The sequence below is a fragment of the Nigerium massiliense genome, from assembly GCF_000826085.1.
Taxonomy (GTDB): Bacteria; Actinomycetota; Actinomycetes; order Propionibacteriales; family Propionibacteriaceae; genus Propioniciclava; species Propioniciclava massiliense.
On the sequence record NZ_CCYM01000003.1, the window covers coordinates 576501 to 599515 of the forward strand.

Sequence of the window (23015 nt, forward strand, 5' to 3'; positions counted from 1 at the left end):
AACGTCGGGTTCCACCTCAGGCTTCCAAGGGTTCAGCATGTCCAACGATCTCGCCGCCCGGGTGAGCGACGTCGATACCGTTCCGCCGGCTCCCAAACTCGTGGTGCTGGGCATCCAGCACGTGTTGGCATTCTATGCGGGCGCGGTGATCGTCCCGATCGTGATCGGCGGCGCCATCGGGCTGTCGACGCAGGAACTGATCCACCTCATCAACGCCGACCTGTTCACGTGCGGCATCGCGACGATCATCCAGTCGGTGGGCTTCTGGAAGGTCGGAGTCCGGCTACCACTGGTGCAAGGTGTCACCTTCACCGCCGTCAGCCCCATCATTGCGATCGCGTTGGCGAACGGCGGCGGCACCCAAGGGCTGCTCGAGGTGTACGGCGCGATCATCGTCGCTGGCCTCGCCACGTTCCTCGCGGCCCCCTACTTCAGCCGCCTGCTCGCGTTCTTCCCGCCCGTGGTCACCGGCACGCTCCTCACGATCATGGGCACCACGCTGCTCGGCGTCTCGGCCGGCGACATCACGCGCGGCGCCGACGGCAATCCGGCCGCGGGCCCCGAGCTGACCCGCAACCTCGCCTACGCGCTCGGGACGCTCGCCCTCATCGTGCTCATCCAGCGATTCTTCGGCGGATTCGTCGCCACCATCGCCGTGCTGATCGGTCTCGTCGTGGGGACCGGGGTTGCCCTCGCGCTCGGGGACGCCTCGTTCCACGCCGTCGGTGGGACCGCCTGGTTCGGGCTGACAACGCCCTTCTTCTTCGGACTCCCCCGCTTCGGCGTCGCGTCCATCATCTCGATGCTCGTCGTCATGGCCATCACCGCCGTCGAGACCACCGGCGACGTGTTCGCGACCGGCGAGGTGGTCGGCAAGCGCATCCATCCCCGCCACGTCGCGGCGGCGCTGCGAGCCGACGGGCTGTCCACCATGCTCGGCGGCATCTTCAACTCGTTCCCCTACACCTGCTTCGCCCAGAACGTCGGCCTGGTCCGCCTGACGCGCGTGAAGAGCCGCTGGGTCGTGGCGGTGGCCGGACTCTTCATGATCGTGCTGGGCCTGCTCCCGAAGGCGGGCGCCGTCGTCGCGGCGATCCCCGGTCCTGTGCTGGGCGGCGCGTCGCTGGCCATGTTCGCCAATGTGGCGGTCGTCGGGATCCAGACCCTCGGCAAGGTCGACATGCACGACAACGCGAACGTGGTGATCGTCTCCACGTCCATCGCGCTCGCGCTGCTCGTGACGCTCCAGCCCGACATCGCCACCGCCGTGCCTTCCTGGGCCCGGATCCTCTTCGGATCGGGCGTCACGCTGGGCGCGATCACCGCGATCATCCTCAACCTGCTGTTCCACCACGTCGGACGCCGCATGAGCCCGGACGTCGCGCTCGCCGGGACGAAGTCGGTCACCCTCGACGATGTGAACGGCATGGACGAGTCGACGTTCGTCGAGACCTTCCGGGGCCTCTACGTGGGCGACACCTGGCCCGTCGAGCGGGCGTGGCAGGCGCGCCCGTTCGAGTCCACCGCTGATCTACGGGCCGCGTTCCAGGACGCCGTGATGAGCGGGACGCCCGAACAGCAGCGTTCGCTGATCGGCCGGTATCGCGACATCGCGGAGCTCCTCCTGACCGAGGAGGCATCGAACTCACCCGAGGACATCCGCGCGCTCACCGAAACCGGTTCGCTCGCCCTCGATCGCATGGACGACGCCGACCGTGCCGCTCTCGCCGGGGTCTCGCAGGCGTACCGCGAGAAGTTCGGCCTGCCGCTGGTGACGTCGTTGAACAACCAGACCACCCTCGGCCAGCTGGTGGACGACGGTTGGCTGCGGGTCGCGGCGTCCCCCGCGCGGGAGCAACACAAGGCCGTCGGCGAGGTCGCGAACATCGCCGACCGCCGCTTCGACGCCCTCGTCGCGGACGCGAACCCCATCCGCACCGCCTGGGCGCGCAAGTTCGAACAGCTGGGCTGACACCGGGACGCTCGCAGGGGCGGAAGCCCCAGGCCTACCACGCAGGACGATCTCCGCCGGGCCATCGTGGCGGGCGCGGCCCTGCGTGTACCACCCGCCTGCCTCGCCGGTGTCCGGAGATCCGCGGCGCCGATCACCCGACGGGGGTCGCCTCCCACACGCCCACCGTGCGAACCGGCTCCCCGCTGACGCCCGCCAGGGCCGCACGCGCGACGAGGGCGGCGTCCTGCACGGCGGTGGGCCACCCGGTGCCGAGGAAGCGCGCGGTGAGCGGCTCGTCGGCCGGGACGCCCAAGGCGGCGACGGCGTCCAGCAACGCGGCGGCCGCCGCCGGGACCTGCTCGCACGCCAGCCGGCGCCGCACGTCCGGACGCGCGCGCAGCAGCGACAGCCGGGCCACCACGCGGGCGCACACCGCCCGTACCCGAGGCTCACTGTCGTAGAGGCCGCCGATGACGTCCTCGACCGCGCTCATCCCCATGTCGGCGAGGGCGGACACCGCTAGTGCCGGCTCCAGGTCGGCGTATCCGGGCCGCGGCGCGACGGCGGCCCGCACCACACGCGCGGAGGTGGTCCCGCCGATAGCGCCCAGGGCCTCAGCGGCGGCGGCCCGCACGCGCTCATCGGGATCCCGCAGGCAGGCGCCCAGCCGCCCGACCGCGCGGACGTCCCGGCGCGCGGCGATGAGCCGAGCGGCGCGCACGCGTCTGTCCACCGAGCCGGACGACAGCGCCAGCCGCAGCATCGGCGTCGCCAGCTGCGGGATCGCGTTCATCGAAGCCCTTCCGGCCGGTGGGAGCCACCGCCCGTGACCAGGCTTCACGAGGACGGTGACCATCCCCAGAATCGGGGACGGCCACCATGTTAGCGACGTGCGTTACAAAAAGTTGGGGACGTCGTCAGTCGTCCATCTCGATTTCACCGAGCTCGTTCCAGCCGTCCTGCTCGGCCTCGACGCTGACGACCTTGGGACGCGTCGCGGCGTAGCGCCCCTGCGTCGCCATGGCCTTCTTGAAGTGGTCGCTCTCGACGTGCTCGCGGCCCGCCTCCGCGTCCTTGTAGGCCTCGATCAGGACGAACTCGTTGGGGTTGTCGACGCTCTTCGACCACTCGAACCACAAGCAGCCGGGCTCGGCGCGGCAGGCCTCGGTGAACTCGCGGGTCAGATCGAGGAAGGAGTCGACGTACTGGGGCAACACGTCCCACTTGACGGTGATGGCAATCATGAGGCCAGTATCAGTCCTCTTCCCAGCCGGCGTCGACGACGCCGCGGCGCATCATGTCGACGGCCTCCCGCGCGACCGTGCGCACGCGCCCCGGCCCGGCGGCGGTCGCGATCTGTCCCGCCAGGTCGATCACCTGCCGCGTCCAGCGGACGAAGTCGCCGGCGGTGAGCTCGGACTCCCCCAGCACCTGGGCCAGCGGGCGTCCCGACGCCCACGCGAACACCGGCTGCGCGAACCCGAGGTCGGGGTCGCGGTGCCTGTCGAGCCGCTGGTCGCGCTCAAGAAGCCCCACCTCGCGCCAGATGCGCAGCACCATCGACTGCGCGATCTCGGTCGACCGGTTCGGCATGCGCGCCGGACGCCCCTGGTCGCGCCCGCGCGCCTCGTAGATCAGCGTCGAGATCACCGCGGCGAACTCGGGCGCGCTCAGCTCGTCGAAGATGCCCGCACGGACGCACTCGGCGGCGACCAGGTCGAGCTCGCAGTAGATGCGGGCGAGCATGCGGCCCGCATCGGTGACCGTCTCGCCGTCCTCGCCGAGGTAGCCGAGTGACCGCAGCACCGAACAGATGCGGTCGAACCGCACCGCGATCGTGTTCGTCCGCTTCTGCGACTGCCGGCGCAGCCCGGCGCTATCCCGCTCGAGACGCTGGGCCTGCTCGGCGAACCGGGCGTGCTCCTCGCGGGCGGGGCAGGAGTGGCAGGGATGCGCCCGCATCTGGTGCCGCAGCCCGTCGATCTGCTCGGCGACCTCGGCGTCCATCGCGCCGGGCCGGTACCGCTCCGGCGTCAGGTCGACGCTTTCCAGCCTCGACCGGAACGCCGCGAACAGGTTGCGTCGCGACGCCGGTTCCTTGGCGTTGAAGTGCTTGGGCACCCGCATGCGCCCGACGACCGGCGGCGGCGACGGGAAGTCGGTCAGCGACAGCCGCTTGACCTGCCGCTCCTCGGTCATCACCAGCGGACGCGGACCCTCGCGGTCGTTGCGCGCCGTTCCGGGATCGATCACCACGGCCCACCCCTCGTGCCGCCCTGACGGCACCCGCAGGATGTCGCCGCTGCTCAGCTCCAGCAGAACCGACAGTGTCTCGGCGTGCCGGTCGGCACGGCGGCTGCGCGCCGCCTCGGCCTCCAGGCGGGAGATCTCGGCGCGCAGCCCCGCGTACTCGCGGAAGTCACCCCGTTCGCAGGCCGCCTTGTCCCACAGCCGGGCGATGCGATCCTCGTTGCGGGCGATGCCCCGGGCGAGCCCGACCACGGACCGGTCGGACTGATACTGCGCGAACGACTGTTCCAACAGCGTGCGGGCGCGCTCGCGTCCGACCGCCCCGACCAGGTTGACCGACATGTTGTACGTCGGCGAGAAGGACGACTTCAGCGGGTACGTGCGCCGGGACGCCAGCCCCGCGACCTGCCGCGGATCCATGTTCCGCTGCCAGAGCACGACCGCGTGCCCCTCCACGTCGATGCCACGGCGGCCCGCGCGTCCGGTGAGCTGGGTGTACTCCCCCGGAGTGATGTCGACGAGGGCCTCGCCGTTGTACTTCACGAGCTTTTCCAGCACGACGCTGCGCGCCGGCATGTTGATACCCAGCGCGAGCGTCTCGGTGGCGAAGACGACCTTGACGAGCCCGCGGACGAACGCCTCCTCGACGCACTCCTTGAACGCCGGCAACAACCCCGCGTGGTGGGCGGCGACCCCGCGGCGCAGCGCCTCGAGGAACTGCGGGTAGTCGAGCGCGTCCAGGTCGCTGCGGCTGAGGGCACCGCAGTGCCGGTTGGCGATCTCCTCCAGCTGAGCCCGCTCGTGCGCGGTGGTGAGCCGCAGCCCCGAGTGCATGAGCTGGCCGACGGCCTGGTCGCAGCCCTGGCGGCTGAAGATGAAGTAGATGGCGGGGAGCAGCCCGTACTGCTCGAGCTTCTCCACGGCGCCGTCGCGCCGCGGGATCAGGTTCGGGTGCCGCTGGCCGGACGCCTTCGCGTTGCGGTCGATGCGGTCGCGCTGACGCCGGCCGCGCTGGCGGCGGGAGTCGTCGCGGACGAAGCGCGACTCCTCCTTGGCGAGCTTGGTGAGTTCCGGGTTCACGTCCGAGGACGCCCCCGGCTGCGGCAGCGCGGTGGGAGCCTCGTCGACGAACAGGTCGTAGAGGCGGCGTCCGGCCATGACGTGCTGGTACAGCGGCACGGGACGTCGCTCGGAGACGACGATCGCCATCCGGCCCCGCACCTCGGCGAGCCAGTCGCCGAACTCCTCGGCGTTGGACACGGTCGCCGACAGCGCCACGAGCTGCACCGAGTCGGCCAGCCCGATGATGACCTCCTCCCAGACCGCGCCTCGGAAGCGGTCGGCGAGGTAATGCACCTCGTCCATGACGACGAACCCGAGGTTGTTCAACGTGCGCGAGCGGGCGTAGATCATGTTCCGCAGCACCTCGGTCGTCATCACCACGATGGGCGCCTCGGAGTTGAGGGACGTGTCGCCCGTCAGCAGGCCCACGTTGTCGGGGCCGTGGCGTTCGACGAGGTCGTGGTACTTCTGGTTGCTCAGCGCCTTGATGGGGGTGGTGTAGAACGCCTTGCGGCCCTGCTGCAGCGCCAGGAAGATCGCGAACTCGCCGGCGACCGTCTTGCCGGCGCCGGTCGGCGCCGCCACCAGGACGCCGGAGCCCGCCTCGATGTGCGCGCAGGCCGCGACCTGATAGGGGTCGAGGGCGAAGTCGTAGCCGGTGGCGAAGGCGGCGAAGACCGGACCGGGCTCGGGGTCGACCTCCTCGGGTGCCGCCGACTGATCACCGCCCGTCCCGTCCCCGGGATCGCCGGCGATCGCGTCCGGTTCCCCGTCCTCGCCGACCCGGGCGCCCGGGTCGTCGTTCAGAGCCTCGTCGGGGACGTCCCCATCGTGCCGGGCTGCGTTTCGAAGGTCGTCCACGACCCCAAACTACCTGGGCAGGAACAGCCGCAGCGCACCCGGCTCGGCGTGGCAGGTGAGCGGTGGGGTTCCGAGGTCCTCCCCGTCGGCCATCGCCTGCAGGCCGTCGCCGTCCACGATCACGGTGTGCGCGCGCAGCTGCTCGACGCACGGATGGCTGACGAACGTCCCCGTGAACAGGCGCGGCAGCAGCTTGATCAGGACGCGGCGCGACACCGGGTGGATGACGGTGACGTCCAGCAGGCCGTCGCGGACGTCGGCGTCCGGGATGATCTTGATGCCGCCGCCGAAGATGCCCGCGTTGCCCACGGCGATGAGCATGGCGTCCAGGGTGCGGCGCCGGCCGTCCAGTTCGATGCGGTAGCGCAGCGGCCGGAACCGGACGAGCTCGGCCATCACGGCGTACGCGTACGAGGGGGCGCCCAGCGAGATCGGCAACCGGTTGGCGCGGGCGTTGACCAACTCGTCGAAGCCCGTCGAGACGACCGAGCCGACGAGCCGCGACGAGGCGTGGGCGGTGAGGTTCCCGTTGACGCGCATCAGGTCGATGCGGCCCGTGTGGCCACCGGCGATGGTCGCGACCGCGCCGCGGATCGTTCCGGGCAGCCCGACGCCGCGACAGAAGTCGTTGCCGGTGCCGGCGGGGATGACGCCGAGGGGGACGTCGGTGCCCCCGCACGCGTTGTGCCCGACGGACGCCATCCCGTCGCCGCCCATCACCACGAGGCTGTCGCCCCGGTGGGCGAAGCGGACGGTGGAGGACGCCAGCGCGCGCGCCTGCTCGAAGCTCGTGGTTGTGACGACGTCGAGGTGCACCTCCGGGAGGGCGTCGGTCAACGCGCGCGCCACGGAGGGCAGGCGCCGGCGTGCACGACCATGGCCCGCGCTCGGGTTCACCAGCAGCGTCATCGTGCGCTGCGTGCGTTCGTTCACGACTCGACGAGGAGCCCTTCGGCGGCGAGCTTCTTGCGGACACGGCGGTCGTGCGCGTAGCAGATGCCCTCGGCGATCAGGAACAGCAGGGTCATCGGGATGGCCAGCGCCAGCATCGAGAACGGGTCGCCCCCCGGGGTGGCCGCGGCGCCGAACACGAAGCAGCCGAACATGACGTAGGAGCGGGCCTTCTTCAGGGCGGCGGCACTGACGACGCCCATCAGGTTGAGCGCCACGACCACGACGGGCATCAGGAAGCCGAGCCCGAACACCAGCATCAACTGCAGCATCAGGTTGAGGAAGTCGCCGACCTCGAGCAGGTTGGTCAGGCCGGCGATGTTGTCGGGCGTGAACGCCAGCATCACGGTGATGCCCTGAGGCAGCACGATGTAGCCCACCGCGACGCCGAACAGGAACAGCGGGATCGCTGCGAGCAGGAAGTAGAGGGCGTACCGCTTCTCTTTGGCCAGCAGGGCGGGCGCGATGTAGGCCCACACCTGGTAGAGCCAGACGGGGCAGGTCACGACCAGTCCGGCGACGGCGATCATCTTCAGCGCCAGGAACAACGGTGACGTGACGCCGTTCATGATGACCTGGACGTCGAGGTCGGGCTTGACGCCCTTCAGCAGTTGGACGGCCATGCCCCAGGGCTGCATCAGCAGGCTGACGAGCTGGTTGTAGAAGAACGCGCAGCCGACCATCCCAAGCACGATGACGACCATCGACAGGATGAGGCGGTAGCGCAGCTCCCGCAGATGGTCGGCGAGCGACATCACCCCGTCGGCCGGCACCTTGGGAGGCTTGAGCCAGCCGAAGCTGAGACGCGCCACGACCTCAGGCCCGGGTGTCGGGCTTCGGGTCGGTGTGCGGCTCGACGATCTCGGCGTCGACGACGCGATCGGTGGCGGCCCGGTCGGCGTGGATCTCGCCTGCGGCGGTCGCGCCGGCGGCCCTCTCGGCCTTCGCCTTCTCCTCGTCAGCCTTGATCGAGCGCGTCTCCTCCTTGAACTCGCGGATCGCGCGTCCGGCGTTCCGGCCGGCCCCGGCCAGGCGGCTGCCTCCGAAGATCAAAAGTGCGACGACTACGAGGATGACCCACTCCCAGCCCTGCATGTTGAACGGCATCAGCTTGCTCCTTGTTCGCGGTCGATCGCGGCCCAGTGTAGGCCCACGACCAGCATGAAAGGCGACCACCCTGAGGCGTGCCTGTGAACGATCAGTCCCGCGGCCGAGGTCTGGACGCCGCCGCGTCCCCCGACTCCAGCGCCTCGCGCGCCGCCGCCACCGCGGACGCCGCCGCCTCGGGCGGCTCGACCGAGCGCACCGCGGGGCCCAGGCGCAGCAGCAACCTCCGGAACCAGGCCGGGTCGGCCACCAGCAGGGTGGCGCGCAGCACGTCGTCGTCGAGCCGCTCGACGGAGACCATCGGGTGGTACTCGACGATCCAGTGCCCGGCGGGCGCCAGCTCGAGCGTGACCTGGGCGGCGTCGGGACGTTCGTCCAGCCACCCGGACGCCTCGGCGGGGACGGGCCCATGGTCGACGGCCGGCTCGTCCAGCACCTCGACGGCGACGATGCGGTCGAGCCGGTAGGTGCGCCAGGCCTCCCGCTCGTGCGCCCACGCGGACAGGTAGCCGTAGCCGTCGCGCGTCGAGACCCGTGCCGGATCGACGACGGGGCGCGTGGCCATGCCCCGGGACGCCCCGTGATAACCGAGCCGCACCGCGCGGCCGTCCGCGATCGCGCGCGCGAGCTCGGCACGGACGTCGCTCTCCCCCGCCGCCACCCGGACATCGACCCGGTCGCCGGCGCCGAAGACGCCCTCGAGCTTGGCGCGCGCCGAGCGGACGGCCTCGGCCTGCCCCGGGTCGGACGCCTCCTCCAGCGCGCGCAGCGCCACGATCAGCGTCATGGCCTCCTCGACGCTGAGCCGCAGCGGCCGGTCGAGGAACTCCGCGTTCGTCAGCCGGATGCGGCCCTGGTCAAGGGCGTCCATATCGACCTCGATGAGGTCGCCGGGCATCCCGCCGGGCAGGCCGCAGAACCACAGCACCTTCAGGTCGGCGACGAGCTGGCGCTCGGTGACGCCGAAGCGTGCGGCGGTTTCGCGGAGGTCTGCGTCCGGGTGCTGCTGCAGGTAGGGAACCAGCGCCAGCAGGCGCGGCACCTGGCTGCCGGAGGTCATGCCCATGCGGCCACCGCCTCCAGGTGCGCGCGGACGGCGGCGGCCAGCTCGGGCGGGTCGAGGACGACGACGTCGGAGGCCCACTGGGCGATCTCGCCCGGGTCGGCGGAGACGGGGACGCTCCAGGCGGCGAAGCCCTCACCGACCTCGGCCTGGACGCGCTCCCCGGAGCGGATCAGCTCGGGGACGGCGCCCTCGCGCACGGCGATCGTCGCGCGCGCGTCCCGGCGCGCCGCCAGCGACTCGAGGTGCTGCTGGACGACCGCCGGGTCGGGCGGGGTGACGGTCCCGTCGGCGGGGCGCGGGGCGTCCTCGATGCGGGAGACCTTGAACGAGCGGCCCTCGCCGCGGCTGCGGTCGAGCCCGATCAGATACCAGGAGCCGTGCCGCGAGGTGAGCCGCCACGGCTCGACGACCCGGTCGCGGCCCTTGTAGCGGAACGCGACGGGGTGCGGCGCGAGAACGGCCGACCACAACGTCTCGAAGGCCGGCTCGCGGGCGCCGACGGACGGCGCGAACCCGGCGGCACGGCCGGCGTCCGGGTCGAGGCCGGCGGCGCGGAACTTGGCCAGCGCCTGCGCGGCCTGGTCGCCGCGGCGGGCGTCGTCCCAGACGGTCGAGGCGACGCCGAGGGCGGCGAGTTCCGCCGCGGTGAAGTCGATCTCGGGCAGTTCGAAGTCGCGGCGGCGGATGCGGTAGCCCACCTCGTCGGGGAAGAACGCCGAGTTGCTGCCCGTCTCGATCGGGACGCCGAGGGCGCGCAACTCGTCCTTGTCGCGCTCGAAGGTGCGCTCGAAGGCGGCGTCCGACAGGCCGGCGTAGCCCTCGACGGCCTCGCGGATCTGCTCGCGCTCGACGAACCGACGCGCCATCAGCAGGCAGATCGTCAGGTTCAGGATGCGCTCCGACTTGCGTGCGGACATGTCTCGCTTTCTCGGGTGCTCACCCCGAGACTAACAACCGCGGCAGGCCGAACCCCGCGTCCGGGTTGGCGACACGCACGCGCCGCAGGGGGTCGGCGTCAGCGCAGTTGCGCCAACTCCGTCACGTCGTCGCCGGGCAGACCGTCCTCGACGACCGCGCCCACCTGCATGGTCTCCAGGTTGGCGACACCGGAGAGGGTGGTCATGAACGAGGTGTCGGCGGCGTCGCGGCCGGTCGCGATGCGCACCATCGTCGAGCGGGGCGCCAGCGCCGTCGCGTCCACGGAACACCACCGGTCGTCGACGACGGCCTCGGCGACGGCGTGGAAGTCCATCGGGTTCAGGCCCGGTGCGTACACCGACGCCAGCCGCGCCGGGACGTTCAGCGCGCGCAGCAACGCGACGCACAGGTGGGCGTAGTCGCGGCAGACGCCCTCGCGCATCAGGTAGGTCTGCACGGCGCCGTCGGTTGGGCGGCTCGACCCGGACACGTAGCTGAGCTGCGAGCCGACCCACGAGCTCACGGCGTCCAGAAGATCCTTGCCCGCGAGCCCCGCGAACTGTGCCTGCGCGACGGGCGCCATCGTGTCGGAATCGGCGTAGCGCGACGGGCGGGTGTACACGATGCGGTCGAGCGGCGTCACGGGGACGGGCTCGGCCCGCCCGTCGACGACGGCGTCGTAGCGCACCTCGAGCCGGCCGGCCGGGATGCCCTCGATCAGATGCAGCCTGGTGAGGCCGTCCTCGGCGACGATCTCGGTGACCTGCAGCGGGGCGCCGTCCAGCGTGACCGTCAGGGACTCCGACTCCCGCGGGAGGTTCCCCGCGAGGGCTAGGCTCAAAACCACGTCGGCGCTCTGCAGGACGGTGACGGACAGGCTGGATTCGACGTGACGGCGCATGAGGCGATTCTTCCAGGCCGGCCGAGCCGGCGAGGAGCGGTCCACGAGAGGGGCACAGATGACGGACGCCGCGGGCGCCGGGCGGTTCGCGCCCAGCCCGACCAGCGACCTGCACGTGGGCAACCTGCGCACGGCCCTGGTCGCGTGGCTTCTGGCCCGGCACACCGGGCGCCGATTCCTGGTGCGCGTCGAAGACCTGGACGCCGCCCGCGTCGCCGCCGCGCCGGACGTGGAGGCCCGCCAGCTCGCCGACCTCGCCGCGATCGGGCTCGGCTGGGACGGCGAGATCGTCCGCCAGTCGGAGCGCCTCGACCGGTACGCCGCAGCGATCGCCAGGCTCGAGACCTACGAGTGCTTCTGCACCCGGCGCGAGATCGCCGAGGCGGCCTCGGCGCCGCACGAGGACGGCTACCGCCCCTACCCCGGCACGTGCCGAGCCCTGACCGAAGCCGAGCGCGCCGAACGGCGCCGGACCCGCCCGCCCGCGCTGCGGGTGAACGCGCACGGGGCGTGGATGAGCGTCCACGACCGCTGGGCGGGCACCGTCAGCGGCCCCGTGGACGACTTCGTGGTGCGCCGCAACGACGGCGCCTACGCCTACAACCTCGCCGTCGTGGTCGACGACGTCGCCCAGGGCGTCGACCAGGTGGTGCGCGGCGACGACCTGCTGTCGAGCTCGCCGCGGCAGGGCTGGCTGACCGAGCGGCTTGGCGGCCGGGTGCCGGAGTACGCGCACGTGCCCCTGGTCGTCAACGCCGAAGGACGTCGCCTCGCCAAGCGCGACGGCGCGGTCAGCCTCGCCGACCTGGCCGCCCGGGGGCGCCCCGCGGGCGCCGTGCTGGCCACGCTCGGCCACTCGCTCGGCCTGTGCGAGCCGGGCGAGCACGTCACGCCCGAGACCTTGCTCGACCGCTTCGACCCGGACGCCCTCCCCCGCGGCCCGTGGGTCTACGGAGGCTGAGGCTCACACCTCCGAGACGCGCGAGCTGAGCTTGCGCCACAGCCACGAGCTGGGCACCTGGCGCCCGGTGGAGACGTACTCGATCCGAGACTCGTCGAACAGCGTGTGCATGACGGTGGTGAAACCCTCGAACCGCCCGGCCAACAGCAACTCGTCACCGGGGGCGAGCAGTTCGTCCTCGTCCGGCACGAAGTGGAATCCCCCCGTCCGCCGCAGCCCCAGGCAGACGACCGGCAGGTACAGGCTGCGGTCGTCCGGGTCGCGCAACAGGTCGCCGAGACGCAGCTCGTAGCCGTGGTCGAACCACCAGTGGACCCCCGGGGTCGTCGTCCGGTCGAGGCGGATGCGCTTGCTCTCCGGAGAGCCCTCCCCGCAGCGGCCCACGACGTGCTCCAGCAGCGTCTCGGAGAAGGCGTTGTCCCGCTCCGATGCCCACTCGATGAACTCCCAGAAGTCGGGGGTGATGACGCGCGCCAGCGCCTCCCGCACGGTGAGTTGCGCCGGCACGAACACCGACTCGGGGTCGAACGCCTTCAGCAGCGGCTGGGTGCGCGCGGATTTCTGCCGCACCGACAAGAAGATCCGGGGGTTCTGCAGTCGCGCGTGCGCCGCCAGCGACAGGTTGGTGGCGTCGTCAGCCGACCCGGCCACGAACCCCACGGCGTCGGCCACGTCCGGCATGCCGTCCCGGACCGAGCTCATCGTGACGTCCAGGCCCGCGTCGCTCAGGTCCCCGGAGATCTCCTCGCCGAAGGCGTCGTCGCCCACGACGACCCAGCGGCCGTCCCGCTCCCCGGCGGTGAGCGGCGGCAGGGCGGTGTCGTAGTTCGACATCATCCACATCACGAACCGGTAGGTGGCCGGCCGCTGCAGCCGCAAGATCAGGTACGAGCCGAACCGGTCGTAGGGGTTGATGACCGCCTCGGCCTTGAAATCGCGCATCGCGCCCACCGTGGACCGGTCGTTGGAACGGGCGATGACCGGCACCTCGGGACGCAGCAGCTGCACCGACATGACGATCGACAGGTTGACCTGATCGTCGTTGGTCATGGCCAGGACTCCCTCGCAGAACGGGTGCCCGAGCCCGGCGATGCCGAGGGTCTCGGGGTCGCGGGCATCACCTTGGATGCCGGGGACGTCGACGTTCAGTCGTCCCCCGGACAGCGAGCCGAGCCGGTCGCGGTCGCTGTCGATCACCACGATGCGCCGGCCCTGCGTGTCGAGGGCGGCGGCCACCGCCTGCCCCATCTGGCCGTAGCCGGCGACGATGAGGAACGGCTCGCGGAGGCCGCGCACCTTGCGGGCGAAGCGCTGCAACGTCACCGCGGTGCTGAATGTTCGATCCTGCATCAGGCCGAGGAAGGCGCCGATGGCGTAGGCCCAGCCAATCACGGATGTGTAGATCGTGAAGGTGACCCACATGCGCTGGGCGACGGTGAACGTGTTCGGCAACTCGCCGAAACCGATCGTCGACGCGGTGTAGCTCATGAAGTAGAAGGCGTCGAAGTACGTCATATGGACCGGGTTGCCGTCGGCGTCCACGCCCGGGATGATCGTCAGCCCCAGCACGTCGATCGCGAAGATCGCGATCAGGAAGACCAGCGGGCCGCGCATCCGCCGCATGAGGATGAAGATCGCGTCGGTGGACGCCGCCCCCTGCGGCGGGTCGACGCGGACGCGCCGCAGCAGCGTGCGCGCCGGGATGCGCGGACGCAGCGGCATGTCGCCGTTGCCGGGAAACCCGAGCATGGCCGGTCAGCGCCGCCGGTAGCTGGCGGTCTCGATGACCATGAGCACCACCGAGACGATGTTCGCCACGATGGCGCCCAGCGCGAGAGAGACGACGCTGCTCATGAGGTACGGCGTCAGCCCGCTCGCGGCCACCTGCGTCGCGTAGATCCACGTGATCGTCGCGGCGATCAGCTGGATGCACGCCACCAGGCTCGTCGCCAGGTGGATGGCGCCCATCTGCGTGCGGTCGCCGAGCTTGAGCACCGTCGCGATGATGTTCACCACGACGGCCGCGTACAGCTCGACGGCGTTGTGGTGCAGCGGCTCGGCGATATCGCCGGTGACGTAGCCGAAGTTCAGCGTGGCTGCGAGCAGCACGAAGAACCCGAAGACGACCTTCTCGAAATTCATGCGGCGACTCTAGACCCGCCGGGACGCCTGTTACTGAAGCGGCGACTTGCTCGCGTACAGGATGTCGACGACGTAGACGACCGAATCGCCCTTGTCGATCTGCGGGTTGTTGCTGCCCTCGGGGAAGCTGTCCTTCGGGGTGCAGACCAGCAGCACGCGCGAGCCGACGTTCTTGCCGACGAGGCCGTTCTTCCAGCACGGGATCGTGGCGGCGAGCTGGCCGGTATCGGGCTGGGCGTAGTGGTCCTCGAGCTGCTTGCCCGTCTTCCAGGACGCCGAGCGGTAGTGCACCGAGATGGAGTCGTCGGCGGCGAGCTTGCGGTTGATGCTGCCGTTGATGAGCGGCTGGGCGACGCTGCTGGTCGGAGCGGCCGTCTTGGGCACGGTGATCACCGGCTTGCCGTCCTTGTCGGCGACGGTCGGCAGCCCGGCCTTGGGAGGGACGGCGGCACCGACCGGACCGGTCAGCTGCGTGCCGACGATGTCGACCACGAAGATCAGCGTGTCACCGACCTTGATGCCGATCTGGGGCTGGCCGCCGGCCTCGTCGTAACCGTCAGCACCCGGCATGGCGATGAGGACGCGATCGCCGACCTTCTTGCCCTCGAGGCCCTTCTTGAAGCCCGCGACGACCTTGTCGAGCGGGAACGTCGTGGGCTGGCCCTTGTTGTCACGCCAGGTGCTGTTGAAGTGCTGCCCGGTGCGCCCGTTGACGCCGAAGTACTGGACGTCGACCGTGCCGTTCGCCGGGACCGTCGGGCCGTTGCCCGCCTTCAGCACCTTGCTACGGGTCTGGTCGACGGCGTAGGGCGCCTTCACCTTCACGGTCGGCGCGGAGCCCGGGTTGCCGGTGACCGTGATGGCGTCCAGGCTCGCCTGCGGCTTGATCGTGGACGTCGGGGTCGGGGTCGGCGTCGGAGTGGCGCTCTGCGCGGCCGTGGAACTCGGCGCGGCGCTGGCCGCAGGGTCGGACGGGCTGGGTGAGGGGCTGGCCGCCGGGCCGCCGCATGCGGCGAGCGTCAGCGCGAGAGCTCCGGAGACGGCGAACAGGGAGACACGGGACCGGGTAAGCACGACCCCGAGGGTACCTGCTGGCCGCCGGCCGTTTCCGCAGGTCCGCGGCCGGCCGGGTCAGGCGGTCGACGGTCCCGGCGGGACGAACCCCCGGGTCAGCCGGGCGCGCGGCTCGGACCGCATTCGCCCGGCGAGGTCGTCGGCGGCGGCGTCCCGGGTGGCGAACGGGTCGTCGAGGCGCAGCGTGACGTCGGCGGGACGGCGGTCCCCCGGCGCGGCGGGGAGGTCGTGCACGGTGAAGGACGCCCAGTCGGCAGCGTAGCTCCGCTCGGCCGCCTGCGCCGCGGCCAGCAGCCGCGCGCGGACGACCGCCCGTGTCGGCGACGCCGGGGACCGTGCGGCGTCGGCGACGGCGTCCGGGGTGCTGAGCCGCGGCAGCGCGCCGCGCTCCTCGAGCAGCCGCGCGAGCCCGAGCGGACGGCCGCCGGGGCCGCGACCGAGCTCATGCCAGCGCAGGTCGAGGGCGTCCAGGCGGGGGTCGGCGTCCGCGAGCCCGTGCCGGTCGCGGTACGTCTCGATCAGCCGCCGCTTCACCGCCCACTCCGCCGCCGGAGGCGCCTCGCCGCGGGCCAAGGCGTCCAGGGTGTCGCGCCACGGCGTCCACTCGGCGTCCTCGGCGACGTCCCTGGCGAAGGCGCAGTAGCGCTCCTGGACGTCCCGGCAGGACGCCGAGGTCCCGTCGACCAGCTCGACGGCCGCGTCGGGGTCGTGGCCCCAGGCGCGCAGCGCGGAGAGCGGGTCGGCCGGGCCGGGCGGCGCGGGGCGTCCGGACTCGGCCAGCCTTAGCACCAGTTCCGTCGCGCCGACCTTCAGCGCGCTCGCCGCCTCGGACAGGTTGGAGTCGCCGCTGATCACGTGCAGACGCCGGTGGACGGCCGGGTCGGCGTGCGGCTCGTCCCGGGTGTTGATGAGCGGACGCGACCGCGTCGTCTGGTTCGACACGACGTCGCCGAGGACGTCGCAGCGCTGGGAGAGGGTGAACGTCCCGCGGCGCCAGCGTCCCGCCCCGGCGATGAGCTGGCGCGACACCAGGAAGCCGATCAGCCAGCGGGACAACACCTCGGGGTCGGTGCCGCGGCCGACCAGGTAGTTCTCGTGGCTGCCGAACGTGTTGCCGTGGGCGTCGACGTTGTTCTTGAACAAGGCGAACGACACGTCGCGGCCCTCGGCGGCCTCGGCCTCGGCGGCCCGCTCGGCCAACCGTGCGACGATCGCGTCGCCGGCGCGCTCGGCGACGACGAGGTCGGCGGGGCTGGCGCACTCCGCGGTGGCGTACTCGGGGTGGGAGCCGACGTCGAGGTACAGCCGTCCCCCGTTTCGCAGGAAGACGTTCGTCGAGCGGTTCTCCCGCGCGACGAGCGCGAACAGCCGCTGGGCCGCGTCGTCCGCGGTGAGCCGTCGGACGCCGTGCTCGGCGCGGGCCAGCCCGACGAGGCCGTACTCGGTCTCGAGGCCGTAGATGCGCGGCACTAGAGCTTGACGGCGTCCAGCAGCGCGCCGAGCTCGTCGCGGGTCAGGTCGCGCAGGTCGCCCGGTCGGAGTTGCCCCATCCGCACCGGCCCGATCTGGATGCGCGTCAGGCGGCGCACCGGGTGCCCGACGGCGTCGAACATGCGGCGCACGATGCGGTTGCGCCCCGAGTGCAGCACGACCGTCACCATCGTGCGGTTGCCGCCGACCGCGCCGATCTTGAGCCGGTCGGGCTTGATGAAGCCGTCCTCCAGGGTGACGCCCTTGCGCAGCCGCGCCGCGGTCTTGGCGTCCAGGATGCCCTCGACCTCGGCGACATACGTCTTGCTCAGTTCGTAGCGCGGGTGCGTCATGCGCTGGGCGAAGTCGCCGTCGTTCGTCAGCAGCAGCATGCCCTCGGTGTCGGTGTCGAGGCGTCCGACGTGGTAGAGCCGCTCCCGCGACCGGTGACCGAGCAGGTCGGCGATCGTGCTGCGGCCCTCGGGGTCGTCCATGGTGGACACGACGCCGCGCGGCTTGTTCAGCACGACATAGGCGTGCCGGCGCGGCGGCGGGATGCGGCGTCCGTCCACCCGGATGACGTCGCGCTCGGGGTCGACGCGGCGTCCCTGTGCGGCGACGGGCTCGCCGTTCACCTCGACCCGGCCCTCGTCGATCATCGCCTCGGCGTTGCGCCGGGAGGCGATGCCCGCCTGGGCCAGGACCTTCTGGAGGCGGATACCGTCAGCTGGTTCGTCCCTCACGCCTCCGGCGCCTCGTTGGTGCCGACGTCGGTGGAGTCGGGCGTCTCGAGGCGCTCGAGCTCCTCGGGCTCGGGGATCTCGGCGGCCTTCGCGGCCTCCTCCGGCGACACGGAGTCTCCGGTCGGGGTGGTCGTGGGATCTTCGGGAATCAGGTTGTCGGTCATGGCGTCGCCCTTCCTCGGTTCGCGCTGTTCGGTGGCGTCCAGTATGGCGGACTCGTCCGAGGACGCCAGGCCGGACAACTCCGCTTCGAGCAGGGACGCCTCCGGCAGGTGGGGCGCCAGGGGCGGCAGCTCGTCGAGGCCCGTCATCCCCATCCGCTCCAGGAAGTAGTCAGTGGTGCGGAAGAGCATCGCGCCGGTCTCCTCGTCGCGGGCGGACTCCTCGACGAGTTCGCGGGCCACCAGCGTCCGCATGACGCCGTCCACGTTGACGCCGCGGATCGCACCGACGCGGCTCCGCGAAATCGGCTGCAGGTACGCGACGACCGCGAGGGTCTCCAACGCCGCCTGGGACAGCCGCGCGTGCTGCCCCTCGAGCAGCCAGGCCGCGATGACGTCGTGGTGCTCCGGGCGGGTGTAGTAGCGCCAGCCCTGGCCGACCTCGCGCAACTCGAAGCCGCGGTGGGTCTCGTCGTAGAAGTCGCGCAGCCGGTCGAGGGCGTCCCAGACGACCGGCTTGGGGACGTCGAGCGCCTGAGCGAGCTCGGCCGTCGACATCGGCTCCGTCGCCATCAGCAGCAGCGCCTCCAGCGCTCCGGTGATCGCGTCCGGATCCACCTCCCGGGTCTCCGCCGGGTCCTGCTGGTCGCTCATGCGTCCTCCTCGTCAGCTCGTTCGCCGGTGCGCCGGCCCGGTTCCGAGGGTTCGGCCGGGGGCACCGGCGTCCCGTCGAACTCGTCGGTGATCGCCACCTCGGCGTCCGTGGCACCGGTCCAGCGGATCGTCAGCTCGCCCAGTGGGGTGAGCTGGTCGAAGGCGACGACCTGCTGCCGGGCCAGCTCCAGCAGAGCGAGGAAGCGCGCGACCACGACGATGCGTTCCTCGGCGTCGGCGACCAGGACGCGGAACGTCGTCGCGCCCGCGGCCCGCAGCCGCCGGACGATCACGTCGCCCTGCTCCCGGACGCTGACCGCCGGGGCGTGCAGGTGCGCCAGGCTGATCTCCGGCTGCTCCCGCGGCGCCATCGCGCGCGCGGCCAGCCAGGCGAACTCGTCGAGGCCGACGCGCAGTTCGACCTCCGGCAACAGCCGGGCGAACTCCTCCTCCAGGCCGCCGGGCCGGGCGAAGCGGCGGGCCTCCAGGTCGAGCCGGGACGCGAACAGCCCGGAGATCTCCTTGAACGCCCGGTACTGCAGCAGCCGGGCGAACAGCAGGTCGCGGGCCTCGAGGACGGCGAGGTCCTCGGGATCCTCGACCTCGCCGCTGGGCAGCAGCCGTGCGGCCTTGAGGTCGAGCAGGGTGGCCGCCACGACGATGAACGACGTGGTCTGCTCCAGGTCCCAGGGCACCTCGCCGGCCTCGCCGAGGCGGATGTACTCGATGAACTCGCCCGTGACCTGCGACAGCGCCACCTCGGTGACGTCCATCTTGTGCCGCCCGATCAACTGCAGCAGCAGGTCGAACGGCCCCTCGAAATTGGTCAGCCGCACCCGGAAGCCGGGCTCCGTCCCGTCGTCCTCGGTCACGGGGCGCTGTGTCGCGGCCACCTCAGCGCTGGGCGAGGCGACGGACGAGAGCCGAGTCGGCGCCGCGCTCGTCGACGTCGGCCAGCGCCTCCGCGATCGCCGCGCGGACGATGCGGCCCCGGTCGGCGGTCAGGCCGTGCTGGCCGCGCAGCGTGAGCCGCAACTGCTCCAAAGCCAAGAGTTCCTCGGCACTGACGTAGACGGTGATCTTCTCGTCGTGCTTCACCCGTCCCGACACGGCCGGACGCTTCTCCTCCGGTCGCGACGCCGCCCGCTCCCCTTCGGACGCCGCCGGCGCCGGGCTCGTGGGCCGGGCGTGCTCGGAGGTCGGGCGGAACAGCTCGGACGCCCCGGGCAGGCCTACGCGTCGGGGCACCGGGCGAGCACCTCCTTGGCGAGGTTCCTGTAGGCGGTGGCGCCCGGCGAGCTCGACGCGTACGTCGTGATCGGCTCGCCGGCGACGGTGGTCTCGGGGAACTTGATCGTGCGCTTGATCACCGTGTGGAAGACGTCGTCGCCGAAGGCCTCGACGACGCGTTCGAGCACCTCCCGGCTGTGGATCGTCCGCGAGTCGTACATCGTGCCGAGGATGCCGAGGATCTCCAGGTCGGGGTTGAGCCGGTCCTGCACCTTCTCGATGGTGTCGGTGAGCAGCGCGATGCCGCGCAGGGCGAAGAACTCGCACTCCAGCGGCATGATCACCCGGTCGGACGCGGTGAGCGCGTTGACGGTCAGCAGGCCGAGCGACGGGGCGCAGTCGATGAGGATGAGGTCGTACTCCGAGCGAACCTTGCTCAGGACGCGGCGCAGCGTCTGCTCGCGCGCGACCTCGGAGACCAGCTGCACCTCGGCGGCGGAGAGGTCGATGTTCGCGGGGAGCAGGTCGACGTTGTCGACGTCGGTCTCGATGATGACGTCATGGGCGTCCACGTCGCGGGTCAGCAGGAGGTTGTAGATCGACTGCTCCAGCGTGTGCGGGTTGACGCCCAGGCCGACCGAGAGAGAGCCCTGCGGGTCGAAGTCGACCAGCAGCACCCGGCGTCCGGTCTCCGCGAGCGCCGCGCCCAGGTTGATCGTGGTCGTGGTCTTGCCGACGCCGCCCTTCTGGTTGCACATCGCGATGATGAGGGCGCGCTTGGGGCCGTCCGCCGGCGGTGTGGGGTCGGGCAGGTCCGGGAACGGCCGTCCGGTGGGGCCCAGTTCCTCGGTCTCGCCCGTCGACTGGTCGGATTCGAAGAGAGCCGGGTTGTCGCTCACGATGTCCTTCCTCGCCCGTTGCATGAGGGATGAACGGTTCGAAGACGCCAGCCTAGCGCCGGCAAAGACGACAAGTTGACTCACCACGAGCTTTAGGGACGAGAGTCGCCAGCGCGGCCGACCGCCGGCGTTCCTCCGTCAGGCCTCGTCCTGCCGCGCCGAACCCGCCCGAAAGTATGCAGCGGCAAGCGCATTCGCGGCGTGCCGGGTATGCGACATGCTTGACATTCACCTCAAAACCGAAAGAGTGGCGGTCAGAGCACGCCATCGCCGCCTGTCGGGCAAGGACGCTCCGCCGTTCGCGATGGCGCGACCCAACGATGTGGAAAGGCTGGCCATGCGCAAATCCTCGCGGCGCGGGCGCCGAACCGCGGCGGGACTCGCGGCGATCGCCGTGGTCGCGCCGCTGGTCCTCGCGGGATGCTCCGGCGACCAAGGCGGACCGCCCAGACTGACCTGGTACTACAACCCTGACGACGGCGGCCAGGTCGAGCTGGCCAAGCGGTGCTCCGCGGCGTCCAACGGGCGATACACGATCGAGACGTCGGCCCTGCCGCGCGACGCGTCCTCGCAGCGCGAGCAGCTCGCCCGCCGCCTCGCCGCGGGCGATACGTCCATGGACATCATGAGCCTCGACCCGCCCTTCGTCCCCGAGCTGGCCAACCCGGGCTTCCTCGCGCCCGTGCCCGCCAACCTGCAGAAGCAGGCCACGTCCGACGATGTCGTGGAGGGCGCCAAGATCGGCGCACAGTGGGACGGCAAGGTCGTGGCGGTCCCGTTCTGGGCGAACACCCAGCTGCTGTGGTACCGCAAGTCGGTGGCCGAGAAGGCCGGGCTCGACATGACCAAGCCCGTGACCTGGGACCAGCTGATCGACGCGAACCGTAAGACCCAGACCCACATCGGCGTCCAGGGCATCCGCGGCGAGTCCGCGACGGTGTGGCTGAACGCGATGATCGAGTCGGGCGGCGACCACATCATCCGCAACCCCACCGCGGACGTCCGTCACCTCGACCTGGGGCTCGCCGGCCCCGCCGGCCAGAAGGCGGCGCAGATCACGTCCACGATCGGCAAGGAGGGCCTCGGCGGCCCGGGCATCACGACCCAGGACGAGAACGTCACGCTGCAGAACTGGGAGGGCGACAAGGGCTCCTGGATGGTCAACTACCCGTTCGTCTACCCGTCGCTGAAGTCCTCCGTCGAGGGCGGAACGGTCGACAAGGCCGTCCTGGACGACATGGGCTGGGCGCGCTACCCGCGGACGGACGCCGACAAGGAGTCCGCGCCGCCGCTGGGCGGCATCATGCTCGGCGTCGGCGCGCACTCCCCCCACCCCGATCTCGCCTACGACGCGATCTCCTGCATCACCACGCCGGAGAACCAGGCGTACTACTTCGAGACGAATGGCAACCCGGCGTCGTCCAAGAAGGCGTTCGACGACCCGAAGGTGCGCGAGGCGTTCCCGATGGCGCCGCTCATCCGTGAGTCCCTGGACGCCGCCAAGCCCCGCCCGCAGACGCCGTACTACAACGAGGTCTCGACGGCCATCCAGCAGAACTACACCCCGCTGGACGGCGTGAACGACGGCACCGCCGCCGCGACCGCCGACTTCATCCTGCGCGTCCTGCGAGGGGAGGCTCTGCTGTGAGCACCGCGAGCACTGCCGTCAAGACGGCACGCAACGAGGGCGACGGTCGAGGCTCCCATCACCTCACCCAACGGGCCCGCGACGAGCGCAGGCTGGGATGGATGCTGGCCGGACCGGCGTTCATCCTGATGCTGGCGGTGACGGTCTACCCCATCATCCAGGCCCTCTACGACTCGCTGTTCAACTACCGGCTCACGGACCCGGAAGGCCGGGCGTTCGTCGGGCTGAGCAACTACGGGGTCATCCTCACCGACCCGGTGTTCTGGCGCGACCTGGGCGTCACCCTCCTCATCACCGTGGTCACGGTGGCGATCGAGCTGGTGCTGGGCTTCTTGCTGGCGCTGGTGATGAACTCGGCGATCCGGGGGCTGAAGGGTCTGTTGCGGACGGCCATCCTGATCCCCTACGGCACGATCACCGTGGTGTCGGCGTTCGCCTGGTTCTACATGTTCGACATCAACTCGGGCTACGTGAACCACTGGTTCAGCTGGGTTCCGGGCATCGGTCCCGACTTCGACTGGTTCGGCTCGGCCGTGCCGGCGTTGATCGTGATCATCCTGTCGGAGGTGTGGAAGACCACGCCGTTCATCTCGCTGCTCCTCCTGTCGGGCCTGGCCCAGGTGCCCTCGGATTACACGGAGGCCGCCAAGGTCGACGGCGCCACCTGGTGGGAGCAACTCACGAAGGTGATCTTGCCCAACATGAAGGCGGCGATCATGGTGGCCGTCCTCTTCCGGGCGCTGGACGCGTTCCGCATCTTCGACAACATCTTCATCATGACGAACGGCGCTTACGGCACCGAGACGCTGTCGCTGCTGGCCTACCGCACGTCGATCGGACGCCTCGAGCTCGGGCTCGGATCGGCGGTCTCCGTGATCTTGTTCGTCTGCGTCGCCATCATCGCGGCGGTCGCGATCAAGGGCTTCAAGGTCGACCTGGCCGGCCAGGGAAAGGCGAAGTGAC

Annotated in this window: 21 protein-coding genes and 1 pseudogene; 4 read left to right on the forward strand and 18 right to left on the reverse strand. The window is 71.1% G+C overall.

Going from position 1 to position 23015, the window contains the following annotated elements; translation table 11 throughout:
• The first annotated feature begins 37 nt into the window (after positions 1–37).
• On the forward strand, positions 38–1972 hold the full coding sequence (locus BN1187_RS09090) for a solute carrier family 23 protein (protein WP_040161017.1): 1935 nt from the start codon (positions 38–40) through the stop codon (positions 1970–1972).
• A 133-nt stretch (positions 1973–2105) separates the two neighbouring features.
• Here BN1187_RS09090 and BN1187_RS09095 read toward each other — a convergent pair whose 3' ends face one another.
• The 9 genes and pseudogenes from BN1187_RS09095 to BN1187_RS09135 all read right to left on the reverse strand — a co-directional run bounded on the left by BN1187_RS09095 (position 2106) and on the right by BN1187_RS09135 (position 11070).
• Positions 2106–2747: a HEAT repeat domain-containing protein gene (locus BN1187_RS09095; RefSeq protein ID WP_040161019.1), complete on the reverse strand. Its 642-nt coding sequence runs from the start codon at positions 2745–2747 to the stop codon at positions 2106–2108.
• A 124-nt stretch (positions 2748–2871) separates the two neighbouring features.
• Entirely contained in the window at positions 2872–3198 is a 327-nt protein-coding gene (locus BN1187_RS09100) for a putative quinol monooxygenase (protein ID WP_040161021.1), read from the reverse strand.
• Positions 3199–3208: 10 nt separating this feature from the next.
• On the reverse strand, positions 3209–6127 hold the full coding sequence (locus BN1187_RS09105; protein WP_235750645.1) for a DEAD/DEAH box helicase: 2919 nt from the start codon (positions 6125–6127) through the stop codon (positions 3209–3211).
• A gap of 9 nt (positions 6128–6136) precedes the next feature.
• Positions 6137–7060 (reverse strand): diacylglycerol/lipid kinase family protein, encoded by a 924-nt coding sequence (locus BN1187_RS09110; RefSeq protein ID WP_235750646.1) that lies wholly within the window; start codon positions 7058–7060, stop codon positions 6137–6139.
• On the reverse strand, positions 7057–7890 hold the full coding sequence (gene tatC, locus BN1187_RS09115; RefSeq protein WP_040161024.1) for a twin-arginine translocase subunit TatC: 834 nt from the start codon (positions 7888–7890) through the stop codon (positions 7057–7059). Before tatC ends, BN1187_RS09110 begins: the two co-directional genes overlap by 4 nt.
• A gap of 100 nt (positions 7891–7990) precedes the next feature.
• Positions 7991–8185, reverse strand: a pseudogene (gene tatA / locus BN1187_RS14885) (twin-arginine translocase TatA/TatE family subunit); the annotation flags it as partial.
• Between the two features lie 91 nt (positions 8186–8276).
• Positions 8277–9251 (reverse strand): helix-turn-helix transcriptional regulator, encoded by a 975-nt coding sequence (locus BN1187_RS09125; RefSeq protein ID WP_052462547.1) that lies wholly within the window; start codon positions 9249–9251, stop codon positions 8277–8279.
• Complete coding sequence (locus BN1187_RS09130) at positions 9242–10168, reverse strand: helix-turn-helix transcriptional regulator (protein WP_040161025.1); 927 nt, start codon at positions 10166–10168, stop codon at positions 9242–9244. The genes BN1187_RS09125 and BN1187_RS09130 overlap by 10 nt, the downstream gene beginning before the upstream one ends.
• A 98-nt stretch (positions 10169–10266) precedes the next feature.
• Positions 10267–11070, reverse strand: a complete 804-nt coding sequence (locus BN1187_RS09135; RefSeq protein WP_040161027.1) for a transglutaminase-like domain-containing protein — start codon at positions 11068–11070, stop codon at positions 10267–10269.
• On the opposite strand from BN1187_RS09135, the gene gluQRS reads away from it, so the two are divergent.
• Complete coding sequence (gene gluQRS, locus BN1187_RS09140) at positions 11069–12031, forward strand: tRNA glutamyl-Q(34) synthetase GluQRS (protein WP_218184629.1); 963 nt, start codon at positions 11069–11071, stop codon at positions 12029–12031. The genes BN1187_RS09135 and gluQRS overlap by 2 nt on opposite strands.
• 3 nt (positions 12032–12034) lie before the next feature.
• On the opposite strand, the gene BN1187_RS09145 is transcribed toward gluQRS, so the two are convergent.
• Genes BN1187_RS09145 through BN1187_RS09185 form a run of 9 tightly spaced genes read right to left on the reverse strand, consistent with a single transcriptional unit; the run spans position 12035 to position 20428 of the window.
• The gene (locus BN1187_RS09145) at positions 12035–13780 is read right to left on the reverse strand and encodes a potassium channel family protein (RefSeq protein WP_040161032.1); all 1746 of its coding nucleotides are present in this window, start codon (positions 13778–13780) and stop codon (positions 12035–12037) included.
• A 6-nt stretch (positions 13781–13786) separates the two neighbouring features.
• Positions 13787–14173 carry a DUF6394 family protein gene (locus BN1187_RS09150; RefSeq protein ID WP_040161035.1) on the reverse strand — a complete coding sequence of 129 codons (387 nt, stop codon included), beginning with the start codon at positions 14171–14173 and terminating at the stop codon, positions 13787–13789.
• 30 nt (positions 14174–14203) lie between these two features.
• Entirely contained in the window at positions 14204–15247 is a 1044-nt protein-coding gene (locus BN1187_RS09155) for an FKBP-type peptidyl-prolyl cis-trans isomerase (protein ID WP_235750647.1), read from the reverse strand.
• Positions 15248–15304: 57 nt separating this feature from the next.
• Positions 15305–16717 (reverse strand): proteasome accessory factor PafA2 family protein, encoded by a 1413-nt coding sequence (locus tag BN1187_RS09160; protein WP_052462548.1) that lies wholly within the window; start codon positions 16715–16717, stop codon positions 15305–15307.
• Positions 16717–17460, reverse strand: a complete 744-nt coding sequence (locus BN1187_RS09165) for a pseudouridine synthase (protein ID WP_040161039.1) — start codon at positions 17458–17460, stop codon at positions 16717–16719. The genes BN1187_RS09160 and BN1187_RS09165 overlap by 1 nt, the downstream gene beginning before the upstream one ends.
• Positions 17457–18275: an SMC-Scp complex subunit ScpB gene (gene scpB / locus BN1187_RS09170; RefSeq protein ID WP_072042031.1), complete on the reverse strand. Its 819-nt coding sequence runs from the start codon at positions 18273–18275 to the stop codon at positions 17457–17459. Before scpB ends, BN1187_RS09165 begins: the two co-directional genes overlap by 4 nt.
• Positions 18272–19147: a segregation and condensation protein A gene (locus BN1187_RS09175; RefSeq protein ID WP_235750648.1), complete on the reverse strand. Its 876-nt coding sequence runs from the start codon at positions 19145–19147 to the stop codon at positions 18272–18274. The genes scpB and BN1187_RS09175 overlap by 4 nt, the downstream gene beginning before the upstream one ends.
• 22 nt (positions 19148–19169) lie before the next feature.
• The gene (locus BN1187_RS09180; RefSeq protein WP_040161042.1) at positions 19170–19523 is read right to left on the reverse strand and encodes a hypothetical protein; all 354 of its coding nucleotides are present in this window, start codon (positions 19521–19523) and stop codon (positions 19170–19172) included.
• Complete coding sequence (locus BN1187_RS09185) at positions 19508–20428, reverse strand: ParA family protein (protein WP_040161045.1); 921 nt, start codon at positions 20426–20428, stop codon at positions 19508–19510. The genes BN1187_RS09180 and BN1187_RS09185 overlap by 16 nt, the downstream gene beginning before the upstream one ends.
• Before the next feature lie 313 nt (positions 20429–20741).
• Here BN1187_RS09185 and BN1187_RS09190 point away from each other — a divergent pair, with 313 nt between their 5' ends.
• Positions 20742–22052 (forward strand): extracellular solute-binding protein, encoded by a 1311-nt coding sequence (locus BN1187_RS09190; protein WP_040161048.1) that lies wholly within the window; start codon positions 20742–20744, stop codon positions 22050–22052.
• Positions 22049–23014 (forward strand): carbohydrate ABC transporter permease, encoded by a 966-nt coding sequence (locus tag BN1187_RS09195; protein WP_040161051.1) that lies wholly within the window; start codon positions 22049–22051, stop codon positions 23012–23014. The genes BN1187_RS09190 and BN1187_RS09195 overlap by 4 nt, the downstream gene beginning before the upstream one ends.
• The last annotated feature ends 1 nt before the right edge of the window (position 23015 follow it).